This window comes from Streptomyces sp. NPDC046866, assembly GCF_040704625.1.
Classification (GTDB): Bacteria; Actinomycetota; Actinomycetes; order Streptomycetales; family Streptomycetaceae; genus Streptomyces.
In genome coordinates this window covers 222,504-240,637 of record NZ_JBEYXN010000009.1, presented here as the reverse complement: position 1 = coordinate 240,637, position 18,134 = coordinate 222,504, and the positions used below count along the sequence as shown (strand labels likewise).

The following is an 18,134-nucleotide window of genomic DNA, read 5'->3' as shown; positions in this document are numbered from 1 at the left end:
ACTGGAAGACCAACCCCGCCACCCAGATCAAGTGGGGTCTGGACTACATGAACTCCCGCTACGGCTCCCCGGTCGCCGCCTGGAACTTCTGGCAGACCCACCACTGGTACTAAACCGCCGGTGAACCGAACCCGCTGAGCCCCACAGCGATGCGAAGGCCCCGGTGGCCGGCCTCCCCAGGCCGGCCACCGGGGCCTTCGGCTTCCCATCCCACAGGGGGTTCAGTCGGCGCCCGCCCCGGGCGCCCCGGGCGGCCGCGTCACAGCCGCTGGATGATCGTCCCGGTCGCCAGCGCCCCGCCCGCACACATGGTGATCAGCGCGAACTCCTTGTCGCGCCGCTCCAACTCGTGCAGGGCGGTGGTGATCAGCCGGGCGCCGGTCGCGCCGACGGGGTGGCCGAGTGCGATGCCGCCGCCGTTGACGTTGACCTTGTCGAGGTCCTGTTCGAAGACCTGCGCCCAGCTGAGGACCACGGAGGCGAAGGCCTCGTTGATCTCGACCAGGTCGATGTCCCTGAGGGACATCCCGGCCTTGCCGAGCACCGCCCGCGTCGCATCGATCGGGCCGTCCAGGTGGTAGTGCGGGTCCGCGCCGACGAGGGTCTGCGCGACGATCCGGGCCCGGGGCTTGAGCCGCAGGGCGCGGGCCATCTTGCGGGAGGCCCACATCACGGCGGCTGCGCCGTCGGAGATCTGCGAGGAGTTCCCGGCGGTGTGGACGGCGGTCGGCATGACCGGCTTGAGGCCGGCCAGCGCCTCCATGCTGGTGTCGCGCAGGCCCTCGTCCCGGTGGACCAGGCGCCACATGCCCTGGCCGGCCGCCTGCTCCTCCTCGGTGGTGGGGACCTGGACGGCGAAGGTCTCCCGCTTGAACCGCTCCTCCGCCCAGGCCGCGGCGGCCCGCTCCTGCGAGAGCAGCCCGAGCCGGTCGACGTCCTCGCGGCGCAGGCCCCGGCGGCGGGCGATCCGCTCGGCGGCCTCGAACTGGTTCGGGAGGTCCACGTTCCACTCGTCCGGGAAGGGCTTGCCGGGGCCGTGCTTGGAGCCGGAGCCCAGTGGGACCCGGCTCATCGCCTCCACGCCGCAGGCGATCCCGACGTCCATGACACCGCCGGAGATCATGTTCGCGACCATGTGGTTGGCCTGCTGGGAGCTGCCGCACTGGCAGTCCACGGTGGTCGCGGCGGTCTCGTACGGCAGGCCCATGGCGAGCCAGGCGGTGCGGGCGGGGTTCATGGACTGCTCGCCGGCGTGGGTGACGGTGCCGCCGACGATCTGCTCGACGCAGTCCGGCTGGATGCCCGTACGGGCGAGGAGCTCGCGGTAGGTCTCGCCGAGCAGGTAGGCGGGGTGGAGGTTGGCGAGCGCGCCCCCGCGCTTGCCGATGGGGGTGCGTACGGCTTCGACGATGACGGGTTCCGCGGCCATGGGCTCGTCCTCCTCCTGCACGGTGCCGGCGCGGTGGGCCGTCCCGGCGCCCCGCCCGAACTAGTACGCGTTCTAGTTCCCCTCGCAGTCTTATGACCCCTGCCCCCGGCACGCAAGGGTCTTGCACCCGGCCTCCACGGATTCCACACGCAACAGTCGGCGCGTCAGCCCTTGTGACTTCTAGAACTCGTTACTACCTTTCGGGCCAACTCTGATGGGACGTCAGACTTGGAGTCGCCCGATGACCTGTCCCGCGCTGCCCGAAGGCTTCGACGCCACCGACCCCGGCCTCCTGGAGGACCGGGTCCCCTTCCCCGAGTTCGCCCTGCTGCGGCGGACCGCGCCCGTGTGGTGGTGCCCGCAGCCGCGCGGCACCACCGGCTTCGACGACGAGGGCTACTGGGCCGTGACCCGGCACGCGGACGTCAAGTACGTCTCCACGCACCCGGAGTTGTTCTCCTCCACCACCAACACCGCCATCATCCGCTTCAACGGGCACATCCGGCGCGAGCAGATCGACGCCCAGCGCCTGATCATGCTGAACATGGACCCGCCCGAGCACACCCGCGTACGCCAGATCGTGCAGCGGGGCTTCACCCCGCGGGCCATCCGCGGCCTGGAGCAGGCCCTGCGCGAGAGGGCCCGCAGGATCGTGGAACAGGCGCGCGCCGCTGCGCACGCGGGAGGCGGCGACGGCGACGGCGACGGCGACGGCAGCTTCGACTTCGTCACGCAGGTGGCCTGCGAGCTCCCGCTCCAGGCCATCGCCGAACTGATCGGCGTTCCGCAGGAGGACCGCCTGCGCATCTTCGACTGGTCGAACAAGATGGTCGCGTACGACGACCCCGAGTACGCGATCACCGAGGAGGTCGGCGCCGAAGCGGCCATGGAGCTCATCGGGTACGCGATGAACATGTCCGCCGCCCGCAAGGAGTGCCCCGCCAAGGACATCGTCACCCAGCTCGTGGCCGCCGAGGGCCAGGGCAACCTGAGCTCCGACGAGTTCGGCTTCTTCGTGCTGCTGCTGGCGGTCGCCGGCAACGAGACCACGCGCAACGCCATCAGCCACGGCATGCACGCCTTCCTCACCCACCCCGAGCAGTGGGAGCTGTACAAGGCCACCCGGCCCGCGACCGCGGCCGAGGAGATCGTCCGCTGGGCCACCCCGGTCGTGTCCTTCCAGCGCACCGCCACGCGCGACACCGAACTGGGCGGGCAGAAGATCCGGGCCGGGGACCGCATCGGGATGTTCTACGCCTCCGCCAACCACGACCCGGAGGTCTTCACCGACCCGGACGTCTTCGACATCACCCGCGACCCCAACCCGCACCTCGGCTTCGGCGGCGGCGGACCGCACTTCTGCCTCGGCAAGTCCCTGGCCGTCATGGAGATCGACCTGATCTTCAACGCCCTCGCCGACGCCCTGCCCGACCTGCGGCTCACCGGCGAGGCACCGCGCCGGCTGCGCGCGGCCTGGCTCAACGGGATCAAGGAACTCCGGGTCAGCCACGGCTGAGCACACGGCACGGGGCGGTAACGGCCCGCAATCGATGCCGTCCGGGGCATTGTCGCGGCGGCGGCCGGCCGTCAGACTGCGCGGATGGATCTCCAGGACACGGTCAGCAGGGGGCCCGACGAGAGCGCGGAGGCGCGCTGGCAGCGCCTGCCCACCACGTGGCGGCTGATGGTCGAGCGCGGCGGGCCCCAGGCGGCCGTCGGCCGGGGCGTCCTCGCGCTGATCGAGGCCGCCGCCGCACGGCCGGAGCTGCGCCGGCTGCACCCGTTCACCAGCCACTGCGTCCTGCGGTTCAGCAGCCGGGGCGGCCACCCGCCGGAGGCGGACGTGCCGTCCGTGGAACCGGTGCGCGGGGGCGGCTTCCGCGTCCTGAGCCCCAGTACGAAGCGCGTCCTCGGCGAGGCCGACACCGCGGAGGCCGCCGTCGCCCTGCTCGTGGCCCGGCTGTCGGCGCCGGCCCCGGGCTGAGGCCGCCGCCGCCCGAGTGGCAGGGGCGGCGGCGCGGGCGGATCCTGGCAGGACGCGGCGATCCACCGCAGGGGTGCCGGGGCCTTCCACGAACGGCCCCGGCACCCCTGCGGTCTGCGGCCGGCTCCCCGCCCTGATCGCCTACTGCACCGGCGTCGCGGACGTCATCGACGCGGTACGGTCCGCCGCCGCTGGCCGATACGCACGTACGGGCTCGCCGTGGACCTGTTGCCGTCGGTGGGCCCGGTCACGGCCGACGGGTCGTACCCCGCCCCGGTGCCCGCCGTGCGCGGCCCCGGGAGCTCCAGCCTGAGCCCCCGGGGCCCGGAGAGCACGTACACGAGCCCGAACCCGGCACCGACGACGGCCGCACCGCCGACGGCGTCGAGCACCCAGTGGTTGGCCGTGGCCACGATCGCGCAGACCGTGATCAGCGGGTGCAGCGCCCCGAGCAGCTTCTGCCAGGCCTTCGGCGCGAGGACGACGACCACGATCCCGCACCACAGCGACCAGCCGAAGTGCAGCGAGGGCATCGCCGCGTACTGGTTGGAGATCGCCGTCATCGCCCCGTACTGGGGATGGGCCAGGTCCTGCGGCCCGTGCACGGTGTCGATGAAGCCGAGCCCGGGCATCAGGCGCGGTGGCGCCAGCGGGTAGAGCCAGAAGCCGAGGAGCGCGATGACCGTGGCCAGCCCCAGGGAGGCGCGCGCCCATCGGTAGTCGCCGGGCCTGCGCCAGTACAGGGCGGCCAGGATGCCCAGCGGCACCACGAAGTGGAACGACGCGTAGTAGAAGTTGAAGAACCCCTCCAGCCAGGGCAGGCCCACCACCGCGTGGTTGACGGCGTGTTCGATGTCGAGCCCCAGTGCGCGCTCGGCGGCGTGGATCTGCCCGCCGTGCTCCTCGGCGAGGCTGCGGCTGGCGGGGGCGGCGGCGCGGATGTGCGAGTACATCGAGTACCCGACCCGTATCAGCAGCAGTTCCAGCAGCAGGCTGGGGCGCGACAGCACCCGCCGCCAGAACGGCAGCAGCGGCACGCGCGGCCAGCGGGCCGCCGCCGGGCGCCCGTATGCGGTCGGCACGGGCGCGCGCCAGTACGGCGAGGAGCGCGGCAGGAACGGCACCGCGCAGGCCGCGGCGAGGGCGGCGAGCAGCAGCACGTTGTCCCGTACGGGCGCCAGGGCCGCCAGGTTCGGCAGCAGGACGCTGCTGGGCAGGGTCATGGCGAGGACGACGGCGACCGGCCACACGCGCCGGTCCGCGGCGCGGGTTCCGACCCGGCCCGCCACGGCGAGCAGCACCCACAGCAGCTGGTGGCGCCAGCCGGTGGGCGCCACGGCGACGGCCACGCACCCGGTGACGGCGACGGCCAGCAGCAACTGCCCGTCGCGCGCGTAGCGGACGGCGCGGCGCAGGCCCAGCCGGGCGATCGCCGCCGCGAGGACCGCGTACAGCAGGAGTTCGGCGGGGCCGGTGAGGCCGATCCGCAGCAGCGCGCCGTGTACGGACTGGTTGGCGAGGGCGTCGGGGGCGCCGCCGAGCCCGGTGCCGGCCACGTGGTGCACCCAGTACGTCCACGAGTCGTGCGGCAGGGCAGCCCAGGCCAGGGCGGTGGCGCCGGCGAAGGTCGCGGCGGCGGCCCGTGCGGTGGGGCGGCGGTCCGTCCACCAGAGCAGCGGCGCGAACAGCAGCAGGGCCGGCTGGAGCGCGGCGGCGAGCCCCACGAGGAACCCGGCCGGGCGCTCGGCGGGCACCCGGAACACGGCCAGCAGCACCAACAGCACCGGCAGGACCGGCAGGACGGCGCTCTGGCCGGGCGCGGCAGCCTCGCGGACGGGCAGCGAGACCATCATCAGGCCGACCAGGGCGGGCGCGGCGAGCAGCGCGGTGCGCCGGGGCACGGGGTCGGGCAGGCCGCGCGCGGCGACGAGCCCGACGGCGGCCACGAACAGCAGCGTCACGCAGGTCCAGGCCACCTCCAGCGAGGGCGGGGCCAGGCCGAGGGCGGGCCTGAGGACGAGCCCGGCGAAGGGCGTGCCGCTGAACTCGCCGCCCTCGTACAGGGAACCGGGCAGGCTGTCCGGGAGGTGCAGCTCGCCGAGCCACTGACCGGGCGGCACGCGGAGCACGACGGCGGCCTGCCGGAGGGCGAGCATCCCCGCCAGCGCCCACAGCAGGAGCCGCGCCGCGGCCAGCCTGTTGCTCCCGCCTATGACCCCGGCATGTCCGTTCGCACCGCTGTGCTCCGCCGCGTCAGCCACGACCCCGCCGGCCTCCCGTCCTGTGGAAACGCAACCCTGACTTGGCCTGGCTGCCGCGTCGGATCACCCGGGGACGACGATATCCCCCGCTGCATCCCTAGGATGGCGGGCATGAGCATCGTGAAGATCAACGTACTGACCGTGCCGGCCGAGCAGCGGGAGGTGCTGGAGCAGCGCTTCGCCTCGCGGGCGGGGGCCGTCGAGGGGTCGGACGGGTTCGAGTGGTTCGAGCTGCTGCGCCCGGTCGAGGGCACCGACCAGTACCTCGTCTACACGCGGTGGAGGTCGGAGGAGGACTTCCAGGCGTGGATGGAGGGGCCCATGAAGGCGGCGCACCAGGGCGGCGGCGCGGGTGCGGGCGCGGGTGCGGGCGAGCGGCCCAAGCCGGCGGCCTCGGCGTCGACGGTGTGGTCGTTCGAGGTCGTGCAGCAGGCGGGCCCGAAGCAGGAGTCCTGAACGGCGGGAGCCGACGGTGACCGGGGCGGCTCCATCAGCCCCGTCCGCCCCGTCGGCTCCGTCAGCCGGCTCCGTCGGCTGCGTCAGCTGCGTCAGCCGGCTCCGTCGGCTGCGTCGGCTGCGTCAGCTCCAGAAGGCGTTCTCCTCGTCGATGTCCTGCGTGCACTCGTCGATGTCACTGATCTTTCCGGCGACGATCGTGAAGAACAGGCCCTCCTGGATCTCGATGCCGCGGTCGCCGCGGTCGGCGCGGAAGGTGTGCACGGCGATGGCGTGCCCCCGGCCGTCCACCATGACCGCGTGCAGATCGACCTGCATCGTGCCCTTGGTCTCCTCGCCCATGCGGCGGTAGAGGTCGAGGACGGCCTCGCGGCCCTTGTGGTGACCGGACAAGGGGTTGGTGCCGGGTACGTGGTGGATGACGTCGGCCGTCATCAGCGAACTCAGGGTGTCCATGTCGCCCTTGCCGAAGGCCTCGTAGCCACGGCGGATCAGGGCAGCGTCGGGGTGTTGGGACATGGCACTCACGCCCTCCGTTGGTGCGATTTAACCCTTTTCCCATCATCGGCCCGTGCCTGTGGATATTCCACGCGACGCGGGACGGGCGGCCCGCACAATGACGCCATGAACACGAACACGGGGAACAGCGCGACGACCGCCGCCACCTGGGCCGTCGTCGCCGAGCATTACGAGACCGCGGACGCCACCGCGCTGCGGCGCGCCTACTACGCCGAGGTCGCCGGGCGGTACTGGAAGCGGCCCGTCACCGAGGCCGAGGTCGACCAGGGCATGCTGGACTTCCCGACCGACGGGCTCCTGCCGCCCACGGGCCAGTTCGTGGTGGGCCGGCTCGACGGGGAGCCGCTCGCCTGTGGAGGCATCCGACTGCTCGATCCCGCCACCGCGGAGCTGACGCGGGTGTACGTGGACCCGCGCGCCCGCGGCACCGGCGGCGGGGCGGCGCTGCTCGCCGCGCTCGAGGGCGAGGCCCGGGCGCTCGGCGCCGAGCGGGTCCGGCTGGACACCCGGTCCGACCTGGTGGAGGCGCGGGCGCTGTACGCGCGCCACGGGTACGCGGAGATATCCGCGTACAAGTCGGACCCGTACGCCGAGCACTTCTTCGAGAAGCGGCTGGCCTAGCGGCTCGTCCGACGGCTCGTCCAGCGGCTCTCGGAGGGGGTCACCCCCTGCCCTCCAGGGCCTTGCGGGTCTCCGGTCCGTAGACGCCCCAGGGGTCGCCCTGGATGTCGTTGTACCACTGGAACTCCGACACGGCTCTCTCCGTACGGTCGTCGAACCGGGAATTGATCTTCCCCCGGTACAGGCCCTGCGCCGCCAGCAGCCGCTGCATCTTCTCGACCTCCGGACCGGAGTCGCCGTACTTCAGCGTCGGCGCCTTCTGCGGCGGGGGCGGGGTGCTCGCCGGGCGGCTCGCGCTCGGCGACGGGGACTGCCCCGGCGGACGGGAGGCGCTGCGCGAGGGAGACGCCGACTTGGAGGCGGGGGCCGGGGCCGAGCGGGAGGGGGCGGCCGAGCGGGTCTCCGTCGGCTGCGGCGGACCGACCGGGGCCACGTCCACCGCCTCCGTCGAGGGCTTGGCATCCAGCAGGACGGTGTCGCTCTCGCCGGAATGCGACAGCATGCCCAGCACCAGGGCCACGGTGCCGACCGCGACCACCGTGCCCGCGCCCGCGAGGACCGTCGGCAGCCGCCGCCGGCGGGACGGGGCGGCGCTCCTGCGCCCGGAGTCCCTGCCCTGGGCCGGGCCGGCTCCCGTGAGCACCCCGAGCTCGCCGAGATCGTGCGGCTCGGTGTGGAGCGGTGCCGTCCCGGGGGGCCAGGACGCCTGCGGCGGGGTGTCCGGCCACACCGCCGGTGTCCCGTACGCGGGCGTGGCGTCCTCCGACCCCGCGACGCCGGCGTGCGCGTACGCCGGCGTGGGCTGCGGGGGCTCTGCGGGGCCGGAAACCGGCAGGCCGCGATCCGGCAGCGTCAGATAGGGGCGGATGCGCAGTGGCTCGAAACCCGCCCCTGCCGCGCACCCGCAGTCGACACCCCCGGCGTCGCAATCCGGACAGCGCTCAGCGCTCACTGCACTCCCTCCCTGGCCTTTGCCTGCGATTATGCAGACCCGTCAAGGGCCGCCCAACCGCCCGAGAGGCCATAACCGGACACACCGCTCAGGATGGAAATGTTGCTCCGGCCCGAGGAGGATCGGATGGCTCAGGAAGTGACCAATGGCGGCGCCGGAACCGATTCCGGCCAGGGGACGGCCGGGCCCGCCGCCGAACACGCCTCCCGCGAGGTACTCGTATCCATCGGTGCGCTGCTGCTCGGCCTGCTGCTCGCCGCCCTCGACCAGACCATCGTCTCGACGGCCCTGCCGACGATCGTCAGCGAGCTCGGCGGATTGGAGCACCTGTCCTGGGTCGTGACCGCGTACATGCTCGCCTCCACCGCCGCGACGCCCCTGTGGGGCAAGCTGGGCGACCAGTACGGACGCAAGAAGCTGTTCCAGGGCGCCATCGTGATCTTCCTGGCCGGATCGGCGCTGTGCGGCCTCGCGCAGGACATGCCCCAGCTGATCGGGTACCGCGCCCTCCAGGGCCTGGGCGGCGGCGGGCTGATCGTGCTGTCCATGGCGATCGTCGGCGACATCGTCCCGCCGCGCGAACGCGGCAGGTACCAAGGCCTCTTCGGCGCCGTCTTCGGTGCGAGCAGCGTCCTCGGTCCGCTGCTCGGCGGGCTGTTCGTCGACCACCTCTCCTGGCGCTGGGTCTTCTACATCAACCTGCCCATCGGCCTCGTCGCACTCGCCGTCATCGCGGCCGCCCTGCACATTCCGGTGCGCGGCGCGAAGCACACCATCGACTACCTGGGCACGGCCCTGATCGCCGCCGTCGCCACCTGCCTCGTCCTCATCGCCTCCCTGGGCGGGACCTGGGGCTGGGGCTCGGCCCGGATCATCGGGCTGGCCGTCCTCGGCGCCGGGCTGCTGGCCGCCTTCCTCTTCGTCGAGCAGCGGGCCGTCGAGCCGGTCCTGCCGCCGGCGCTCTTCCGCATCCGCACCTTCACCCTCTGCTCGGTGATCAGCTTCATCATCGGTTTCGCGATGTTCGGGGCGATGGTCTACCTCCCGACCTTCCTCCAGGTCGTGCAGGGCGTCTCGCCGACCCTGTCCGGCGTCCACATGCTGCCGATGGTGCTCGGCATGCTGATCTCCTCCACCGCCTCCGGCCAGATCGTCAGCCGTACCGGCCGGTGGAAGGTGTTCCCGATCACGGGCACTGCGGTGACCGCCGTCGGGCTGCTCCTGCTGCACCAGCTGCACCGCACCACCGGCACCTGGACGACGAGCCTGTACTTCTTCGTCTTCGGTCTGGGACTCGGCCTGGTCATGCAGGTGCTGGTGCTCGCCGTGCAGAACTCCGTCAGCTACGCCGACCTCGGCGTCGCGACCTCCGGCGCCACCTTCTTCCGCTCCATCGGCGCCTCGTTCGGCGTCGCCATCTTCGGCACGATCTTCACCAACCGGCTCGACGCCACACTCGCCACGACCTTCGCCGGCCTCCCGCTCCCGCCCGGCACGGCCGCCCGGGTCGAGGCGGATCCGCGCGCCATCGCCCTGCTGCCTGCTCCGCTGCAGCCGCGCGTGCTCGACGCGTACGCCACGTCGATCACCGACGTGTTCCTCTATGCCGTGCCCGTGGTCCTGCTGGCCTTCGGCATTGCCTGGTTCCTCAGGGAGGACAGGCTGCGCGGGTCGGTGACCGCGCCGGACGTCAGCGAGACCCTCGCCTCCAACCCCGTCCACCGCTCCTCCCACGAGGAGGTGGCCCGCGCCCTGTCGGTGCTCGGCACCCGCGAGGGGCGCCGCCAGGTCTACGAGAAGATCACCGCGCGGGCCGGCTACGACCTGCTGCCCGCCGCCAGCTGGCTGCTGCTGCGGATCAACAAGTACGGCTCCGCCGAGCCCGCGGCGCTCGCGGAACGGACCACCGTGCCGGTGAGGGTGATCACCGAAGCCGCCCGCCAGCTGGAGGGGAACAGGCTCGCCGTGCGGGACGGGCTGATGCTGCTGCCCACGGCCAAGGGGCGCGAGTACGCCGTGCGGCTGGCCCAGGCCCGCGAGGACTCCCTGGCCGAGCTCCTCGGCGACTGGTGGGGCCCGGACCGGCCGCGGGACCTGGCCGAGCTGGTCCGCGAGCTCAATGCCGAGCTGTGCGGATCGGACGCGGAGGAACCCCATGCGGAGGCCCCGCGCCGCGACCATGCCGCGCACTGAACGGACGGGAGGCACCGGAAGGCGAGGGGGACGGGAAGGAGACGACACGGCGGGTGGCGCAGCGCGCCCAGGTTTTGTATCGTGGTGGAACAAAGTGGTTCCGTCCGCATTCCCTGACCGGTGGACGGAACCGCTTGTTCTCTTCCCCGCCGTGTCTGGAGCCCGACCGATGCCGGCCCGTACCACCACCGACGCCCCCGTCGTCCTGACCGCCAAGGCCCTGCTCCTGGACATGGACGGCACCCTGGTCGACTCGGACGCGGTGGTCGAGCGCTGCTGGCGCGCGTGGGCGGTGTCCCACGGCCTGGATCCGGAGGAGGCCCTGAAGGTGGCCCACGGCCGCCAGGGCCACGCCACCATGGCGGCGCTCCTGCCGGACCGCCCGATGGAGCTCAACCACGCCGAGAACGCCGAGATGCTGGCGCGCGAGACCGCCGACACCGAGGGCATCGTCCCGGTGGGCGGGGCCGCGGAGTTCCTGGCCGCGCTCGCCGGGGTGCCGCACGCGCTGGTGACCTCCGCCGACGCGGCCCTGGCCGCGGTCCGGATGGCGGCCGCCGGGCTTCCGATGCCCGCGGTGCGGGTCACGGCCGAGTGCGTGCGGGCGAGCAAGCCGCACCCCGAGGGCTTCCTGAAGGGCGCCGCGGCGCTGGGCGTGGACCCCGCCGACTGCGTCGTGTTCGAGGACTCCGGCGCCGGCATCGCGGCCGGCCGGGCGGCGGGCATGCGGGTCGTCGGCATGGGCCCCCGGGCCGCCGCCCACGCCCCGACGGCCCACGTCCCCGACCTCACCGCGGTCGAGCTGACGCCCGCCGCGAACGGCACCGTCCGCCTCACGCTCCGCCCGCCCGCGGCCTGACCTCGGGTACCGCCCCGCACGGCGGCCGGCGGCGGGCCGCTCGGGACCGGCACCGGGCGGCGGGACCAAGGGGCCGAGCCCCGGGCCGGATCACCCGCTCGGGCGGTTTGCCGGCCCCGTGCGCGCCCGGCGGCCCCGCCGGTCAGCAGGATTCCCCTGTGACCAAGCGGGCAACGACCGTTGTGTACCGGCGCAGTTCGCCGGATCCGGGCCGACGTACCTTCCTCACCTCGCTCGGCGGCCTGGCCGCGTCCTACGCCCTCGGCGCCCCCGCCCTCGCGGCGGACGCCGGCCGGGACGCCGCCTCCGCCGACGAGTACGTGGACGTCCAACTCCTCAGCATCACCGACCTGCACGGCTTCCTCCAGGCCGCCCCCGGCACCAACTCCGTCATCACCGGCAGCGGCGGGCGCCGCTACACGGTCGGCGGGGTGGCCTACCTCGGCACCCACCTGGAGCGGCTGCGCACCGGGCGGCGCAACTCCCTCTTCTTCACCCCCGGCGACGCCTTCTCCGGCTGGGAGTTCGACGCCGCCGCCTTCGCCGACGAGCCGACCATCGAGGCCCTCAACCGCCTGGGCCTGAACTTCGCGACCGCCGGAAACCACGAGTTCGACAAGTCCCCGGCCATGTTGCGCAGGCACATGGAGGAGGGCGTCCCGTTCCCCGTCGAGGGGCAGGACACCTCCTTCACCGATTCCTCCGGCCGCCGCTTCCACGGCGCCGACTTCCGCTACTACAGCGCCAACACCGTCCGGTCCGGCGGCGACCGCCCGACCGTCCTGCCCCCGTACAACATCGAGTACGTGAGCACGGCGGACGGACAACGGCGGCTGCCGATCGGCTTCATCCACCTCACGGCCGTCGGCACCGAGCTGATGCCCGGCTCCTTCCACCCCGGCCTGGCCACCCTCGACGCGGTCGCCACCGCCGACGCCTGCGCGGCGCGCCTGAAGGCGCTCGGGGTCAACGCGATCGTGCTCAGCCTGCACGACGGTGCGGTGGCGGGCACCGACTTCAACAGCGGGAGCAACCCCTCCGGCCCGGCCTACGAGCTGGCCCTGCGGGTGTCCCCGGCAATCGACGCGATCGTCACGGGCCACTGGCACCACCGCTTCAACCTGATGCTCCCCGACCCGGCCGGGGTCCCGCGCCCGCTGGTCGGCGCCGGCTGCTACGGGCAGGTCGTCAACGAGATCAGCCTCCGCCTGGACCCGCAGACCGGAAGGGTCGTCCGCGAGCTGACCGTGTCGGTCAACCACCCCAACACGCGGGACGTCGCCCCGCACCCCGCACTGAAGGAGGTCGTGGACTACTGGGCGGGGCAGGCGGGCCTGCGCGACCGCACCCGCATCGGCCGGCTGACCGGCTCGTTCCTGCGGACCAGGACGGCGGCCGGCGAGTCCACGATGGGCGACCTCGTCGCCGACTGGGCCCTGTGGGCGGGGCGCCGGCCGGACGACCCCGACGACGACTCCAACGTCCACCCCAACGTGCCGGCCGAGCTGGCCCTGGTGGCGCTGGCACCCACGGCGGGGCAGGTGGTCATCGCGGGCGACCTCGTACGGGATGCCGCCACGGACGGGGCCCTCACCTTCGGCGCCGCATGGCGGGCCGTCGGCTTCGGCGACCCGGTGGTCACTGCCTGGGTGTCCGGGCGGCAGATCCACGACGTCCTGGAGCAGCAGTGGTCGACGGGCCCGGACGGCGGGCTGAGGTTCGCCCCCCTCGCGGTGTCGGGGAACGTGCGCTACCGCTTCGACGCGGCCGGAGCGGTCGGAGACCGGGTGGACCCTGCGGAGGTGCTGATCGACGGCAAGCCGCTCGACCTGGGGGCCCGGTACCGGCTGGCGGCCCTCTCCTACACCTTCCTCGGCTACGACGGGTATCCGGCGCTGGCCGGGTTCGGGGAGCCGTACCGCCACCGGCGGGACTTCGAGAGCTTCGTGGCGTACGTACGGGAGCGGCAGGTGCTGACGCCGCAGTCCACCGACCGCGTCACGGTCCGGGGCGGCCGGCTGTCCGGGAACGGGGGCACCGCCAAGGTGGGCGTGGTGGTGGAGCCGCAGGCGCTGCTGCTGCCGGACGGCACTCCGGTGCCGCGGGCCGAGGCGGCGATCCTCGCAGCGGCCCGGCTCCCTTCGGCGCGGACGGAGGGCCGGCCGCCCTGCTGAGGGGGGCGGCGCACCAGCCGGCCCCCGCCACTGCGGCGCAACCCGTGCCGTCCGCGCGGGCGGCGCCGGTCGCCTCAGCCGCGCACCCGGCACCGCCCGCCTCAGCCCGCGATCGCCTCGTACAGCGAGAACGCGGCGAGGGCCGCCATCACCGCGGCCGCGACCTTGGTGATCAGGCGCAGCGGCACGTACTTCATGAGGGTCCGCCCGCCGAGGATGCCGATGCCCGCAACGGCCCAGAGGGCGAGGACGGCGCCCATGCCGACCGAGAGGGGGTTGTCGTAGCGGGCGGCGAGGTTGGCGGTCATGATCTGGGTCAGGTCGCCGAACTCGGCGACCAGGATCAGCATGAAGCCGGCTCCGGAGACCTTCCAGAAGGACTGGTCCGCGGGCGCTTTGACCTCGTCCTCCTCATCGCTCTTCTTCAGCAGGAGCATGGCCGCGCCGAGGAGGAAGAGGACGCCGACGACGCCCTGCACGAGCCGGTGCGGCAGCAGGGTCAGCACGCTGCCCGCGGCGATGGCGAGCGTGACGTGCACGGCGAAGGCGGCGGCAACGCCGGCGAAGACGTACGAAGCCCGGTAGCGGGTGCCGAGCATCAGGCCGGCCAGCGCCGTCTTGTCAGGCAGTTCGGCGAGGAAGACGACGCCGAAGGCGATGGCCGTGACGGCGATGCTGAAGTTCGTGCTGAACACGGTGCGGGACCTCAATCGGTGGGCAGGACGTCGCCGCTACCGAGGGACCTGGGGTGTGTCAGGGATCGCTTCGGCACGGCAGCGACCTGACTGCGTACACGCGCCCGCGTCGGATGGACGGGTGCACGTGGACATGGACAGAACACTGCGGCCGAAGGTCTCGCTGGCCGACCGCGGTGTGCGGCCTGCCTCCGGGCGCCGGCTGGGTGACCCAGCAGTATGTCGACGGTCCGGCGAAGAGCTACTCCCCTTCTGCTCCCGCCAGGATACGTGACGCCTCCGAGCGGCCGGAACAGGACTTTGGTCCCTGGTGCGCGAGGGGGCCGGGTGCCGAGCGGTCGGCCGGACCGGGCACCGGCCGGGTGAGGGCGGGATGCCACACCCCGCCCCCGGCCTGGAACCCCAACTTCCATTTCTTCCAAGGGATTTACCGGTCCCGAATGTGACGTGCCCATGTCGCAAGCCTGTAACCTTGCGCCCGCCGCCGCGCAATCAGGCGCCGCCACCCTGGCCGCGCCCCCCCCTTTTTCCGGGGCTTCACGGCCACCCACCCCCCGCATCCAGGGAGCACCCTCATGGCTCTTTCGGCCCGCATATCCCACGTCTACGCGCGTCGAATCGGCGTGCTCGCGTCATCCGCCGCGCTCGCCGCGCTCACCTCCCTCGTCAACGCCCCCACCGCCCAGGCCGCCCCTCCCACCCCGATCAGCGCCTCGGCCGCCCGCGCCTACCTCGCCACGGTCACGCCGAGCGCGGAGGGCTCCCTCACCGGCTACAGCCGCAGCCTCTTCCCGCACTGGACCACCGTCTCGGGCACGTGCAACACCCGCGAGACCGTCCTCAAGCGCGACGGCGTCAACGTCGTCACCGACTCCTCCTGCGCCTCGGTCAGCGGCAGCTGGTACTCCGAGTACGACGGCATCACCTGGACCGACGCCGCCGACCTCGACATCGACCACGTGGTCCCGCTCGCCGAGGCCTGGCGCTCGGGCGCCGCCTCCTGGACCACCTCCAAGCGCCAGCAGTTCGCCAACGACCTCACCCGCCCGCAGCTCATCGCCGTCACGGACAACGTCAACCAGGCCAAGGGCGACCTCGACCCCGGCAAGTGGCTGCCGCCGCGCACCGCCTACCGCTGCACCTACGCCCGCATGTGGGTCGAGGTGAAGCAGTACTGGGGCCTGAGCATGGACGCGGGCGAGAAGACGGCCCTGGTCAACGTGCTGAACGGCTGCTGAGACCACCCCGTGCGGGCCGCACCCCGACCCAGGCCGGGCCCCTACCCGGCTCGGGCGGCGGGCGGCGGCACGGGCCGCCCCGGGATTCCGCTTGTTTCCCCCGCGCGGGGGAGGCCGGGCTCTCCTCCGCCGTCGTACCGTGATCGCAGGTGCTACGGAGGAGGGGGAGGTCCATGGCCGTGCTGCGCCTGGGGCCGCTGCTGCGCCACGTCGACTGGGAGACGGGGGAGGCGGCCACGATCTGGGTCGAGGCCGACCGCCCGTGCCGGGCCGAGGTGCGCTGTGCCGACGGGGCGGGGGGCAGCGGGCGCACCTTCCAGATCGCCGGGCACCACTACGCCCTGATACCGGTGACCGGCCTGGCCCCGGGCAGCACCACGGCGTACGAGGTGCTGCTCGACGGGAGGCGCGTCTGGCCGCTGCCGGCCGGCGCCTTCCCGCCGAGCACGATCACCACGCCGGCCGTCGCCGCCCCCGGGGAACCGGCCCCCGCGCTGAGGATCGCCTTCGGCTCCTGCCGGCAGGCCGCGCCTCCCGCGGACCGGCGCGGCCCCCACGGACCGGACGCCCTCGACGCCCTCGCGGCGCGCCTGGCCGCCGACCCGGACGAGCCGCGGCCCGACGTCCTGCTGCTCCTGGGCGACCAGGTGTACGCGGACCAGCTGTCGCGGGAGACCCGGCAGTGGCTGGCCGCCCGTCGGGATCTGCGCGACGCCCCCGGCGCCCAGGTCGCGGACTACGAGGAATACACCCGGCTGTACTACGAGTCCTGGCTCGACCCCGAGATCCGCTGGCTGCTGTCGACCGTTCCCAGCCTCCAGATGTTCGACGACCACGACATCGTGGACGACTGGAACACCAGCGCGTCCTGGCTGGCGGAGATGCGGGCCACGCCGTGGTGGCGGGAGCGGGTGCTCAGCGGGCTCATGTCGTACTGGGTGTACCAGCACCTGGGCAACCTCTCGCCGGCCGAGCTCACGGCCGATCCGCTCTACCAGGCCGTGCGGAAGGCCCCGGACGGCACGGAATCGCTGCGGGCCTTCGCCGCCGCCGCGGACGTCGACCCGGGCTCGGCGCACTGGAGCTACCGCCGCGACTTCGGCCGCTCCCGGCTGCTGATGGTGGACACCCGCGCGGCGCGGGTGCTCGCCGAAGACAGCCGGGCCATGCTGGCCCCGGCCGAGCAGCAGTGGCTGAGGGACAACGCCCTGTCCGGCCGCGGGGCTTACGACCACCTGCTGATCGGATCCTCACTGCCGTGGCTGATGCCGCCGCTGATCCACGACGCGGAAGTGTGGAACGCCGCGCTGTGCCGCGGGGAGCGCGGCCCCCGGTGGGCGCGGATCGGGGAGGACCTGCGGCGGCGCAGCGATCTGGAGCACTGGGCGGCGTTCCCGGCCTCGTTCGCGGCGCTCGGCGAGCTGATCGAGGAGGTGGGGACGGGTCCGCGGGCCCCGGCGACGATATGCGTCCTGTCCGGGGACGTGCACCACGCCTATGTGGCCGAGCCCCGAATACCCGGCAGGGCACGGGTGTTCCAGTTGACCTGCTCCCCCGTGCACAACTCGGTCCACACCGTGGTGAAGTGGGGATTCCGGCTGGGCTGGTCCCGGGTGGGGCGGTGGCTGGGGCGCGGCCTGTCCCGGCACGGGCGGACGGGCCGTCCCCCGCTGCGCTGGCGGCGTACGGGCGGGCCCTGGTTCGGCAACCAGCTGATGACGCTTGCCCTGTCGGGCCGCTCCGCCCGGCTCCGCCTGGACCAGGCCCGCCGGGACCGCGGCCGGGACCGCGGCCGGGGCCCCGGCCGGGCGGGCCGCCTGGTGACGGTGCTGGACCGGGAGCTCACGGCACAGGACTGACGCAAACCGGAATCCGGCCGGACACACGGCGGGCGGGGGCCGCCCCGGGCGTTCGGGCCGCGGGTGCCGGGCGTACGCTGTATGGCTGTCAAGCCGCCCCTGCCGCTCCCCCGCGACGTCGCGGCGCTTCACGCCGAGGCACGTCCACCAGACCGGGGAGTCCCGTTTGCTTGAGACGCTGGGGTCGCTGACCACGAGCCCGTGGATCTACGCCGCGGTGGCGCTGTCCGTCGTGCTCGACGTCTTCCTGCCCGTGCTGCCCAGCGGCGTCCTGGTGATCACCGCGGCGGCGGCAGCGGCCGCTGCCGGGGCGGCGGGGCCGGTGCCGGGTCCCGCGCAGGTGCCGGACATCCTGGCCCTGCTGGTGATCGCCGCCGCGTCTTCGGTGCTGGGCGACATGGCCGCGTTCCGGCTGGCCCGCCGCGGCGGTGCGCGGCTCGACCGTGCGATCTCCCGCTCGCGCCGGCTCTCGCTGGCCCAGGAGCGGCTGGGCACCGCCCTGGCCCGGGGCGGCGGCGCGCTGGTGGTGATCGCCCGCTTCGCCCCGGCGGGACGTTCGGTGGTGTCCCTGGGCGCGGGCAAGACGCACCGCAAGGTCATGGAGTTCCTGCCCTGGTCGGTGCTGGCGGGCATGGCCTGGGCGGGGTACAGCGTGTCGCTCGGCTACTTCGGCACCCAGTGGCTGGGCGCCGCCTGGCTCGGAACCGCGGTCTCGGTGGTCGCCCTGTTCGCCGCGGGCGCGCTGGCCGCGTTCGTCATCCGACGCCCCGCGCCGGCAGCGGCGTAAGGGTCCCCCGGGCGGTGCAGCGCCTCACCCGTTTCACCGGCCCCGATCGCCCCGCCCTTCCTGTGCTCCTAGCGTCCTAGCACGGGGCGCAACCGAATCCGCGTCAC

15 protein-coding genes and 1 pseudogene are annotated in these 18,134 nt (G+C 73.5%); 11 read left to right on the top strand and 5 right to left on the bottom strand.

Translation table 11 applies throughout. The features are described 5' to 3' along the window. A pseudogene (locus tag AB0953_RS16910) lies at positions 1–113 on the top strand (lytic transglycosylase domain-containing protein); the annotation flags it as partial. 146 nt (positions 114–259) lie between these two features. On the opposite strand, the gene AB0953_RS16905 reads toward AB0953_RS16910, so the two are convergent. After that, the gene (locus tag AB0953_RS16905; protein WP_366860226.1) at positions 260–1,429 is read right to left on the bottom strand and encodes a steroid 3-ketoacyl-CoA thiolase; all 1,170 of its coding nucleotides are present in this window, start codon (positions 1,427–1,429) and stop codon (positions 260–262) included. A 241-nt stretch (positions 1,430–1,670) separates the two neighbouring features. Here AB0953_RS16905 and AB0953_RS16900 point away from each other — a divergent pair, with 241 nt between their 5' ends. Both AB0953_RS16900 and AB0953_RS16895 read left to right on the top strand, forming a co-directional pair. After that, positions 1,671–2,945, top strand: coding sequence for a cytochrome P450 (locus tag AB0953_RS16900; protein WP_366860225.1), 1,275 nt, complete (start codon positions 1,671–1,673; stop codon positions 2,943–2,945). An 84-nt stretch (positions 2,946–3,029) separates the two neighbouring features. Then, entirely contained in the window at positions 3,030–3,413 is a 384-nt protein-coding gene (locus AB0953_RS16895) for a DUF6193 family natural product biosynthesis protein (RefSeq protein WP_366860224.1), read from the top strand. Between the two features lie 164 nt (positions 3,414–3,577). Here the strand turns inward: AB0953_RS16895 and AB0953_RS16890 are convergent, their stop codons facing one another. Then, positions 3,578–5,569 carry a phosphatase PAP2 family protein gene (locus AB0953_RS16890; protein WP_366860241.1) on the bottom strand — a complete coding sequence of 664 codons (1,992 nt, stop codon included), beginning with the start codon at positions 5,567–5,569 and terminating at the stop codon, positions 3,578–3,580. Between the two features lie 216 nt (positions 5,570–5,785). On the opposite strand from AB0953_RS16890, the gene AB0953_RS16885 reads away from it, so the two are divergent. After that, the gene (locus AB0953_RS16885) at positions 5,786–6,130 is read left to right on the top strand and encodes an antibiotic biosynthesis monooxygenase (protein ID WP_366860223.1); all 345 of its coding nucleotides are present in this window, start codon (positions 5,786–5,788) and stop codon (positions 6,128–6,130) included. Between the two features lie 123 nt (positions 6,131–6,253). Here AB0953_RS16885 and AB0953_RS16880 read toward each other — a convergent pair whose 3' ends face one another. Further along, positions 6,254–6,649, bottom strand: a complete 396-nt coding sequence (locus AB0953_RS16880) for a nuclear transport factor 2 family protein (protein WP_366860222.1) — start codon at positions 6,647–6,649, stop codon at positions 6,254–6,256. Between the two features lie 105 nt (positions 6,650–6,754). On the opposite strand from AB0953_RS16880, the gene AB0953_RS16875 reads away from it, so the two are divergent. Continuing rightward, the gene (locus AB0953_RS16875) at positions 6,755–7,270 is read left to right on the top strand and encodes a GNAT family N-acetyltransferase (protein WP_366860221.1); all 516 of its coding nucleotides are present in this window, start codon (positions 6,755–6,757) and stop codon (positions 7,268–7,270) included. Positions 7,271–7,310: 40 nt separating this feature from the next. Here AB0953_RS16875 and AB0953_RS16870 read toward each other — a convergent pair whose 3' ends face one another. Continuing rightward, positions 7,311–8,222, bottom strand: a complete 912-nt coding sequence (locus AB0953_RS16870) for a peptidoglycan-binding protein (protein WP_366860220.1) — start codon at positions 8,220–8,222, stop codon at positions 7,311–7,313. Positions 8,223–8,348: 126 nt separating this feature from the next. Here AB0953_RS16870 and AB0953_RS16865 point away from each other — a divergent pair, with 126 nt between their 5' ends. The 3 genes from AB0953_RS16865 to AB0953_RS16855 all read left to right on the top strand — a co-directional run bounded on the left by AB0953_RS16865 (position 8,349) and on the right by AB0953_RS16855 (position 13,448). After that, the gene (locus tag AB0953_RS16865; protein WP_366860219.1) at positions 8,349–10,415 is read left to right on the top strand and encodes an MFS transporter; all 2,067 of its coding nucleotides are present in this window, start codon (positions 8,349–8,351) and stop codon (positions 10,413–10,415) included. Between the two features lie 169 nt (positions 10,416–10,584). Then, the gene (locus tag AB0953_RS16860; protein WP_366860218.1) at positions 10,585–11,274 is read left to right on the top strand and encodes an HAD-IA family hydrolase; all 690 of its coding nucleotides are present in this window, start codon (positions 10,585–10,587) and stop codon (positions 11,272–11,274) included. Positions 11,275–11,432: 158 nt separating this feature from the next. After that, entirely contained in the window at positions 11,433–13,448 is a 2,016-nt protein-coding gene (locus AB0953_RS16855; protein WP_366860217.1) for a bifunctional metallophosphatase/5'-nucleotidase, read from the top strand. 101 nt (positions 13,449–13,549) lie between these two features. On the opposite strand, the gene AB0953_RS16850 is transcribed toward AB0953_RS16855, so the two are convergent. Further along, positions 13,550–14,143 carry a TMEM165/GDT1 family protein gene (locus AB0953_RS16850; RefSeq protein ID WP_366860216.1) on the bottom strand — a complete coding sequence of 198 codons (594 nt, stop codon included), beginning with the start codon at positions 14,141–14,143 and terminating at the stop codon, positions 13,550–13,552. 593 nt (positions 14,144–14,736) lie between these two features. Here AB0953_RS16850 and AB0953_RS16845 point away from each other — a divergent pair. The 3 genes from AB0953_RS16845 to AB0953_RS16835 all read left to right on the top strand — a co-directional run bounded on the left by AB0953_RS16845 (position 14,737) and on the right by AB0953_RS16835 (position 18,027). After that, a complete protein-coding gene (locus AB0953_RS16845) occupies positions 14,737–15,381 on the top strand; it encodes an HNH endonuclease family protein (protein WP_366860240.1) in 645 nt (214 codons plus the stop codon). Positions 15,382–15,554: 173 nt separating this feature from the next. Next, complete coding sequence (locus tag AB0953_RS16840) at positions 15,555–17,240, top strand: alkaline phosphatase D family protein (RefSeq protein ID WP_366860215.1); 1,686 nt, start codon at positions 15,555–15,557, stop codon at positions 17,238–17,240. A 166-nt stretch (positions 17,241–17,406) separates the two neighbouring features. Continuing rightward, the gene (locus AB0953_RS16835; protein ID WP_366860214.1) at positions 17,407–18,027 is read left to right on the top strand and encodes a VTT domain-containing protein; all 621 of its coding nucleotides are present in this window, start codon (positions 17,407–17,409) and stop codon (positions 18,025–18,027) included. Positions 18,028–18,134: the final 107 nt, after the last annotated feature.